4 protein-coding genes and 2 pseudogenes are annotated in these 5,424 nt (G+C 72.6%); 4 read left to right on the top strand and 2 right to left on the bottom strand.

Annotation, left to right across the window (positions count from 1 at the left end; translation table 11 throughout):
* Both I53_RS15775 and I53_RS32590 read right to left on the bottom strand, forming a co-directional pair.
* Positions 1-152: pseudogene (locus I53_RS15775) on the bottom strand (F0F1 ATP synthase subunit A); the annotation flags it as partial.
* 74 nt (positions 153-226) lie between these two features.
* The gene (locus tag I53_RS32590; protein WP_374701331.1) at positions 227-322 is read right to left on the bottom strand and encodes a hypothetical protein; all 96 of its coding nucleotides are present in this window, start codon (positions 320-322) and stop codon (positions 227-229) included.
* Positions 323-355: 33 nt separating this feature from the next.
* Here I53_RS32590 and I53_RS32585 point away from each other — a divergent pair.
* The 4 genes and pseudogenes from I53_RS32585 to I53_RS15755 form a co-directional block, all read left to right on the top strand.
* Positions 356-619, top strand: a pseudogene (locus tag I53_RS32585) (cytochrome P450); the annotation flags it as partial.
* Positions 609-3,068 carry an EAL domain-containing protein gene (locus I53_RS15765; RefSeq protein ID WP_043352344.1) on the top strand — a complete coding sequence of 820 codons (2,460 nt, stop codon included), beginning with the start codon at positions 609-611 and terminating at the stop codon, positions 3,066-3,068. The pseudogene I53_RS32585 and the gene I53_RS15765, both read left to right, overlap by 11 nt.
* Positions 3,069-3,183: 115 nt before the next feature.
* The gene (locus I53_RS15760; RefSeq protein ID WP_043352342.1) at positions 3,184-4,125 is read left to right on the top strand and encodes an NAD(P)-dependent oxidoreductase; all 942 of its coding nucleotides are present in this window, start codon (positions 3,184-3,186) and stop codon (positions 4,123-4,125) included.
* Between the two features lie 98 nt (positions 4,126-4,223).
* Positions 4,224-5,424, top strand: a 1,201-nt coding sequence (locus I53_RS15755) for a molybdopterin-dependent oxidoreductase (protein ID WP_043352340.1), incomplete at its 3' end; no start/stop codon positions are given.

Below are 5,424 nucleotides of genomic sequence, written 5' to 3'. Positions count from 1 at the left end.
GTCGCCACGATGGTGATCAGCGCGATCACCCCGACAGCCGCGAACATGTAGAGGGCGGACTGTGTGAACGCGAGCTGCTGATGGCCGATATGGCCCAGCGAAACGAGCGGCTTCAGCTCGAACTGATGAATCGGGTCGATCGTGACCGCCATTCCCGCTTCCGCCCTTCTTGTCCGGCGCGCCGACGGGTGTCGGCCGCCCCACATTCCCTACCGATCGGCGCGCCTTATGGCTCCTGCCGATCGCGCCGTCCCGGACGCGCGCCGGCGAAACCCGACACCCGCATCACGTTGTAGATCCCCGCGACGAACCCCAGCATCAGGAGGACGATCAGGCCCCAGGGCTTCGTCCCGAGCCGGAGGTGTTCGATCCGGATCGCTTCGCCCCCGAGCGGGCCGCCGCGCGCGACCGCTACGCCTACCTGCCGTTCGGAGCCGGCCCGCGGGTGTGCATCGGCATGAGCCTCGCCCTGACCGAGTGCCTCGTCATCCTGGCGACGCTGCTGCCCGCCTTCCGCTTCAGACCGGTCACCCGGGCGATGCCCGCGACGCAGTTCCGCGTGACGCTGCGGCCCAAGGGCGGCCTGACGATGAGGGTCGAGCCCCGCCATGTCGCGTGAGACGTCCGCCGCGGCGGCCGGCCCGGCCGGCGGGCCCGATCCGGCCCGGCGGTCGCGGCGCCGGACGGGATCGCTGCTCGGCCGCCTCCGCGGCCCCGACACGGTCGACGCGCTGCCGAACCGCTACCGGCTTCAGGTGCGCACCGGGCTCCTCGACGAGACGCTGAAGCTCGCCACCTACTCGGCGGTGACGCACCTGATCATCGCGCTGGCCGTCACGTACTTTTTCTGGGGCTCGGCCTCGCACACCTATCTTCTCGGCCTGCTCGCCGTGGTCGCGGCGCTGATCACGGCAACGACCTACACGACCTGGCTCTACTGGCGCGCCTATGCCGGCACCGCGTCCGAACGCAGCGTCCGGTGGGGCTGCCGGATCTCCGCAGGGCTGGCCTTCGCCCTGGGCCTCGCCTGGGCGACCATGCCGGTCGTGCTGTTCACCCCCTGCAGCAGCGAGGAGCGGCTGCTCGTCGTCGCCATCGTGGCGGGCCTGATCTCGGACGCCTACGTGGTCGGGCCGCTCCTGTCGGTCTCGTACCTGTTCGCGGTCCCGGTCATCGTCGGCAGCTTCGTCGGGCTCGCCCGGTCCGGGGAGCCGATCGCGCTCAGCATCGGTTTCCTGCTCACCGTCTACGCGGTGTTCGTGGTGACGAGCGTGCGCCGCATGAGCCGCCTGTCCTGCCAGCGCATCCTGGACCGGGTGCGCGTCGAGGATCAGAGTGAGACGATCGGTCTGCTGCTCAACGCCTTCGAGGCGAATGCCAGCGACTGGCTCTGGGAGACGGACGAGACCGGGCAGTTCCAGCACGTCTCCACCCGGATGGCGGATGTCCTGGCCCGCCCGGTGGAGACGCTCCAGCACGCCCGGTTCCAGGCCCTGCTCGCCGGGCGGAGGGAGGCGCCGATCGAGGCCGATCAGAGCGTCGACCTGCTGGAGCGCCTCCGCGGGGGCACCCCCTTCCACCAGCTCCTGATCGCCGTCGACACGCCGGCCGGCCGGCGCTGGCTCCGGCTCAGCGGCAAGCCCTTCCTCGACCAGGGAGGGCGCTTCGCAGGCTTCCGGGGCGTCGGCTCGGACATGACGGAGGCCCGCCGGACGGAAGCGCACATCGCCTTCCTGGCGACGCGGGACCCGATGACGGGCCTGTCGAACCGGGTCATGTTCCACGCGGTCGCGTCGGAGGCCTGCGCGGCAGCGGTCGCGCAGGGGCCGGCCCCGGTGGTCAGCCTGCTCTACCTCGACCTCGACGGCTTCAAGACCGTCAACGACAGCATCGGCCACGCCGCCGGCGATGCCCTGCTGGGGCAGGTCGGCGATCGCCTGCGCGCCCTGCTCCCGGCCGACGCGCAGGCGTTCCGCCTCGGGGGCGACGAGTTCGCGATCCTGCAGCGCGGCCGGGATGCCGCGGCGGCGCAGGCCCTGGCCGAAGCCATCATCGGGGCCCTGCGCGAGCCCTACCTCATCGACGGCGTCCGGGCGGAGATCGGCGTCAGTATCGGGATCGCCTGCGCGCCCGCGGACGCGACCGATCCCGAGGATCTGCTCCGGAAGGCGGATCTCGCGCTCTACAGCGCCAAGGAGGCCGGCAAGGGGCGCTGGCGGGACTTCGACAGCGGCCTGGAAGTGCGCGTGCAGCGCCGGCGCGAACTCGACGAGGCGATGCGCCACGCCATCGCCGACGGCGAGATGACCTTGCACTACCAGCCGCTCGTGAGCCTGCAGGACGGCCACGTGGTGGGCTGCGAGGCGCTGCTGCGCTGGACCCGGCCGGGCCTCGGTCCCGTTTCGCCCGCCGAGCTGATCCCGATCGCCGAGGGAACGGGCTTCGTGGTCACGATCGGGCGCTGGGCCCTGCGGCGGGCCTGCACGGAGGCGCTGACCTGGCCGGCAAGCCTGCGCGTCGCCGTCAACATCTCGTCGGTCCATTTCCGCCGGCCCGACTTCTTCGCCGACGTCGCGGCGGTCCTGGCCGAGACCGGCCTGGCGGCGAACCGCCTCGAGATCGAGATCACCGAGTCGATCTTCCTGGCCAACACGCCGCACGTGCTGGACAATCTCCGCTCCCTGCGGGCGCTCGGGGTGCGGATCGCCCTCGACGATTTCGGGACGGGGTATTCCTCCTTGAGCTACCTGACGCAGTTCCCGGTCGACAAGATCAAGATCGACCGCGCCTTCGTCCGCGACCTGAGCAGCCGCCCCGAATGCCTGACGGTGATCGCGGCCATCATGGTCATCGCCCGCGACCTGGGCATCGACGTCACGGTCGAGGGCGTCGAGACCGAGCAGCAGGCCGAACTGCTCCGGCTGCGGCGCTGCGACAGCGCGCAGGGCTTCCTCTACAGCCCGGCCCGGCCGCCCGGGGAGATCCCCGGCCTGATCGAGCGCATACGGATCGCGTGCACGCCGCGCACGGCCGCTCCGGCGGAGCAGACCGTCCGCGCGGTCGCCTGAAGGAGCGCCGGAATCGTCCCGGCCGCGTCGCAAGCGGGGACGGATCCGTGTTGCCACGCGCCCAGGAACGGCTCTAGCGGGGGGCGACCACGCGGAACCGGGGAACAGGCGCGCCATGCCCAAGGTCGTCATCAGCGAATTCATGGACCCTGCGGCGATCGCCGCCGACCTGTCGGGCTTCGACACCCTGTACGATCCCGGACTCGTCGACCGGCCCGAGGCACTCGCCGCCGCCGTGGCGGAGGCCGACGCCCTGATCGTGCGCAACCGGACGCAGGTCCGCGGCGCGCTGCTCGCGGGTGCCCGACGCCTCCGGATCGTCGGGCGTCTCGGGGTCGGCCTCGACAACATCGACGTTCCGGCCTGCCGGGCGCGGGGGATCACGGTCCAGCCGGCGACGGGCGCCAATGACGGCGCGGTCGCCGAGTACGTCGTCGCCACCGCGCTGCTGCTGCTGCGCGGGGCCTATGGGGCGAGCGAGGCGGTCGCGGCGGGGACGTGGCCGCGCAACGCCCTGATGGGGCGCGAGATCGCCGGCAAGCGCCTCGGGCTCGTGGGCTTCGGATCGATCGCCCGGGAGACTGCCCGCCGCGCCGCTGCCCTCGGCATGGCGATCGCGGCCCATGACCCGTTCCTGGCCGCCGAGGATCCGGCCTGGACGCCCCCATACGGTCCGGTGCGGCGCCGGGATCTGGAGGCGCTGATCGCGGAGAGCGACGTGCTCTCCCTGCACGTCCCGCTCACCGCGGAGACCCGCGGCCTGATCGACGCGACCGCCCTCGCCCGGATGCCCGCGGGCGCCGTGCTGATCAACGCCGCCCGGGGCGGCATCGTCGACGAGGCCGCGGTGGCGGCCGCCCTGCGGTCCGGGCATCTCGGCGGCGCGGCCCTCGACGTGTTCGACCGCGAGCCCCTCGACGCCGCGGCCGGCGCCCCGTTCGCGGGCGTGCCGAACCTGATCCTCACGCCCCACATCGCCGGGGTGACGCAGGAATCGAACGTCCGGGTCTCGGCCGTCATCGCCGCGGCGGTGCGCCGGCATCTCACGCAGGGCTGAACGCGGGGGGATCTGGGCCTTTCGCCCGGCGCAGGCTATCCCATGGATCCGGCGCCGCGCGACCGAGGCTGTCGGGGCAGACCGGGAGGGAGCAGGGGATGACCGATCCGGCACGACGGGCCTTCCTGAAGAGCGCTGTGCTCGGTGCCCTGGCGGCGGGAAGCGGCCTGCGGCCCGCCTGGGCCGGAGAGGACGCGCAGCTGCCCTTCGGCAACGGCGAGCGCCCGCTCGTCGCCTATCCGGGCAAGCGGCCGCTGCTGCAGACCACCGCCCGGCCGCCCCAGCTGGAGACGCCGTTCGCGGTCTTCGACGAGGGCGCGATCACGCCGAACGACGCCTTCTTCGTCCGCTACCACCTCGCCGACATCCCCCTGGAGATCGACCCGGAGGCGTTCCGGCTGACCGTGGGCGGCCATGTGGAGCGACCCGTCGCGCTGTCGCTGTCGGAGCTGAAGGCGCTGCCGGGCCGGACCGAGATCGTGGCGGTCAACCAGTGCTCGGGCAATTCCCGCGGCTTCTTCGAGCCCCGGATGGCCGGCGGCCAGCTCGGCAACGGCGCCATGGGCTGCGCGCGGTGGACGGGCGTGCCGTTGAGAAGCGTGCTGGACCGGGCCGGCGTGAAGGCCGGGGCCGTACAGGTCGCCTTCAACGGGCTCGACCGGCCTGTGCTGCCCGAGACGCCGGACTTCGCCAAGGCGCTCACCCTCGACCAGGCCGGCGACGGCGCGGTGCTGCTCGCCTGGGGCATGAACGGCGAGGACCTGCCCTGGCTCAACGGCTACCCGCTCCGCCTCGTGGTGCCGGGCTATTACGGCACCTACTGGGTCAAGCACCTCGATACCGTCACGGTGCTGGACAAGCCCTTCGAGGGCTTCTTCATGAAGACCGCCTACCGCATCCCCGACAATCCCTGCGCCTGCACCGAACCCGGCCAGGCGGCCGCCGCCACGGTGCCGATCGGGCGCCTCAACGTGCGGTCGTTCCTCACGAATCTGGCCGACAACGCGCGCGTGACCGCCGGTCCGGTCTCCCTGCGGGGCATCGCCTTCGACGGCGGCTCCGGCATCCGGACGGTCGCGGTCTCCACCGACGACGGCGCCACCTGGACCGAGGCCGCGCTCGGCCGGGATCTCGGCCCCTACGCGTTCCCGGCCTGGTCGCTCACGGNCGCGCTCACGCCGGGCGCCCACGCGATCCGGGTCCGGGNCCACGNCAACGACGGCAGCAGCCAGCCGATGGCGTCCCGCTGGAACCCCGTCGGCTACATGCGCAACGGCGTCGAGACCACCCGGGTGCAGG

The sequence above is a fragment of the Methylobacterium sp. B1 genome (assembly GCF_000333255.1).
Taxonomy (GTDB): domain Bacteria; phylum Pseudomonadota; class Alphaproteobacteria; order Rhizobiales; family Beijerinckiaceae; genus Methylobacterium; species Methylobacterium fujisawaense.
The sequence above is the reverse complement of the archived record's forward strand: the minus strand, read 5'-3'. Positions and strand labels throughout refer to the sequence as shown.

Excerpts from the sequence above, each read along its gene's own strand:
- I53_RS15765 (WP_043352344.1), top strand. The coding sequence starts at position 609 with ATGTCGCGTGAGACGTCCGCCGCGGCGGCCGGCCCGGCCGGCGGGCCC.
- I53_RS15760 (WP_043352342.1), top strand. The coding sequence starts at position 3,184 with ATGCCCAAGGTCGTCATCAGCGAATTCATGGACCCTGCGGCGATCGCC.